3 protein-coding genes and 1 pseudogene are annotated in these 2578 nt (G+C 51.4%); all 4 read right to left on the bottom strand.

What is annotated here, in order from left to right; genetic code table 11:
- Positions 1-141: 141 nt before the first annotated feature.
- Positions 142-315, bottom strand: a complete 174-nt coding sequence (locus QZN75_RS00805) for a 4Fe-4S binding protein (RefSeq protein WP_292423497.1) — start codon at positions 313-315, stop codon at positions 142-144.
- Between the two features lie 80 nt (positions 316-395).
- Positions 396-1163 (bottom strand): 4-hydroxy-tetrahydrodipicolinate reductase, encoded by a 768-nt coding sequence (dapB, locus tag QZN75_RS00800; RefSeq protein ID WP_292423493.1) that lies wholly within the window; start codon positions 1161-1163, stop codon positions 396-398.
- Positions 1164-1170: 7 nt separating this feature from the next.
- Entirely contained in the window at positions 1171-1761 is a 591-nt protein-coding gene (locus QZN75_RS00795; RefSeq protein ID WP_394339480.1) for a dihydrodipicolinate synthase family protein, read from the bottom strand.
- Between the two features lie 68 nt (positions 1762-1829).
- Positions 1830-2228: pseudogene (locus QZN75_RS00790) on the bottom strand (dihydrodipicolinate synthase family protein); the annotation flags it as partial.
- Between the last annotated feature and the right edge of the window lie 350 nt (positions 2229-2578).

Here is a 2578-nt window from a genome sequence, read left to right as displayed (position 1 = left end):
CATATAAAAAATCGGGAGAGGTTTACCGGCTGTACAGCTACGTAGGGATTAAAATGATATACCCCACCTCGCCGGCCGTTGGTGTTCTTCTCTCGCTGAATACCCGTGCAGGCGTATAAAAAAGAAACCTTTGTGAAATTTTTATTCCATATGGATCGCTTCAGAAGGGCAGGCATCCACGCATGTCTGGCAGTCTACGCACATATCCTTGTCAACCTTGGCCTTCTCGTTCTCCAAAGAAATCGCAGATGCCGGGCACTCGCTCACGCAGGTTTCACAACCGGTACATTTTGTTGTATCAACAACAGCTACCAAACTATTCACTCCATCGTAATAATGCGATTAAAGACAAAAAATAGGTTTCGATTTGTACAGTTGTCAACCGGAATGCCAGATTATTTTTTTTGCAGGCCAAGAACATCGCTCATGCCGTAGATGCCCGGCTTTTTACCTACAACCCAGCGCACCGCCCGCACCGCACCGCTCGCAAAGACCGAACGGTCGAACGCCCGGTGGGAGAGTTCGATCGTCTCAAAGTTCTTCGAGAACATCACCGAATGATCACCAACAATGTCCCCTCCCCGGATCACGTGGACGCCAATCTCGTTCCCGCGTTCCATCATGCCTTCCCGTCCGTAGAGTTTTTTGCGCGAACCGACCTCTTCATCGAGGATCTGCAGGATCGTCTTTGCCGTGCCGCTCGGGGCATCTTTCTTGTTCCGGTGGTGCGCCTCGATTACCTCGATATCATAATCCCCGAGCAGTTTTCCTGCCTCCCGCACGAGCTGCCAGAAAATATTGACTCCGACTGAGAAGTTGCTCGAGATCACTGCGGGCACGTGGTTCTCAATGGCTGCCGCCATCTCTTTGTGCTGTTCTGGGGTAAAGCCGGTCGTTCCGACAATGAGCGCAACGTTATTCCTTGCCGCCACTTTCACATTCCCTACAGCAGCCTGTGCAATGGTAAAATCGATCAGCACATCAGGCTTTTTACTTTTAAGGAGCGTCTCGATTTCCTGTGTCGCAACAATATCGACCCCGAAAAAGGTCCCCGGACGAAGATCGATCCCGCCGACAAGTTCGAGATCCTGTGATTCTTTGACCATTCTTCCGATAGTCTGGCCCATACGGCCGGAGGCACCGCAGACAACAACTTTAACCATTATCGGATCACCGCCGGGTAATTTTCACAACCGGTTTTTCTTTCTTTCCGGCTGATCCGGCACCTGCCAGTTTCTTTGCGGCCGGTATGGTGGCAAGGATTTTTTTGAGGTCGGCGGTTTTTTTCTCATCAAGATTGTCAAGCGGCAGCCGGACCGGACCACCTGCCATGCCCATAAGTTCTACGGCTTTTTTTACCGGGATGGGATTGGTGTCGATAAACATCGAACGGAAGAGCGGGGATAAGGCATAGTGCAGGGCAAGCGCTTTTTTCCAGTCGCCTTTACCAGCTGCCTCGCACATGGCAACCATGCGTTTCGGATCCACATTTGCCGCGACCGAGATCACACCTGTGCCACCAAGCGCCATGATCGGAAGGGTGAGATTATCATCCCCGGAGATCACGGCAAAATCCTCGTCCTGCGTCAGTTCGATGATCCGCGAAACCTGGCCGACGTTCCCGCTGGCCTCTTTAATCCCGACAATACCGGGGAGCTGCGCGAGCTCGGCTATCAGGTCGGGTTCGAGATTCTGGCCCGTGCGGCCGGGCACGTTGTAGACGCAAACAGGGAGCGGGTCGACGGTCCGGGCAAGCGCCAGAAAATGCTGGTAGAGGCCCTCCTGCGTGGGCTTGTTGTAATAGGGNNCGTGCGGCCGGGCACGTTGTAGATAACCACCGGGATATCGAGGTCCGCCAGTTTCGTGTAATGCTTGACAAGCCCCGCACGGTTGGGCTTGTTGTAATACGGGCTGATGACGAGCACGCCATCGGCACCGGAGTCCTTTGCCGCTTTGGTAAGGGTGACGGCTTCCGCCGTATTGTTTGAACCCGTGCCTGCGAGAACGGGTACCTTGCCGTTGATCGTGTCAATGGTGACGCCGACAACCTTCTCGTGCTCCTTAAACGTGAGCGTTGCAGACTCGCCGGTCGAGCCACAGGGTACGATCCCATGGATCCCACAGGACAGCAGGTACTCAATGTTTCGTTCCAGACCCTGAATGTCAAGGTCCATCGCGGAATTACTTTTAAAAGGAGTAATTATTGCGGGAAGGACACCTTCGAACATAACTAGCGTTAACTGTTACTAGTTGCGGACATAACATCGCAACTTACACATGCCCCTATATGACTAATGCTTTGTATGACATCTTCAAAGACCGTCAAGTCGGGCATAGTATGCGCGCAACAGACTGGCAAAACTTCACCTCCGATGCTTATTGCCAGTTTTCTACAGAGATATCTGGGTAACACGCTAAATACCTACCGAAGCGGCGTACTAGACTTTTTCGATTATCTCCAAGGAAAACGCATGCCGGATCACGTAAAATATTCCTTCAGACGACAAATTAGAAAAACAGAATGTTACAAATTATAAAATAATTCAATACAAAATATATACTGTCAACAGTGTATCTT

It is taken from the genome of Methanoregula sp. (assembly GCF_003170075.1).
Taxonomy (GTDB): domain Archaea; phylum Halobacteriota; class Methanomicrobia; order Methanomicrobiales; family Methanospirillaceae; genus Methanoregula.
The sequence above is the reverse complement of the archived record's forward strand: the minus strand, read 5'-3'. Positions and strand labels throughout refer to the sequence as shown.

Bases quoted from the DNA above. Each gene is read 5' to 3' on its own strand.
- dapB (WP_292423493.1), bottom strand. From the start codon at position 1,163: ATGGTTAAAGTTGTTGTCTGCGGTGCCTCCGGCCGTATGGGCCAGACT.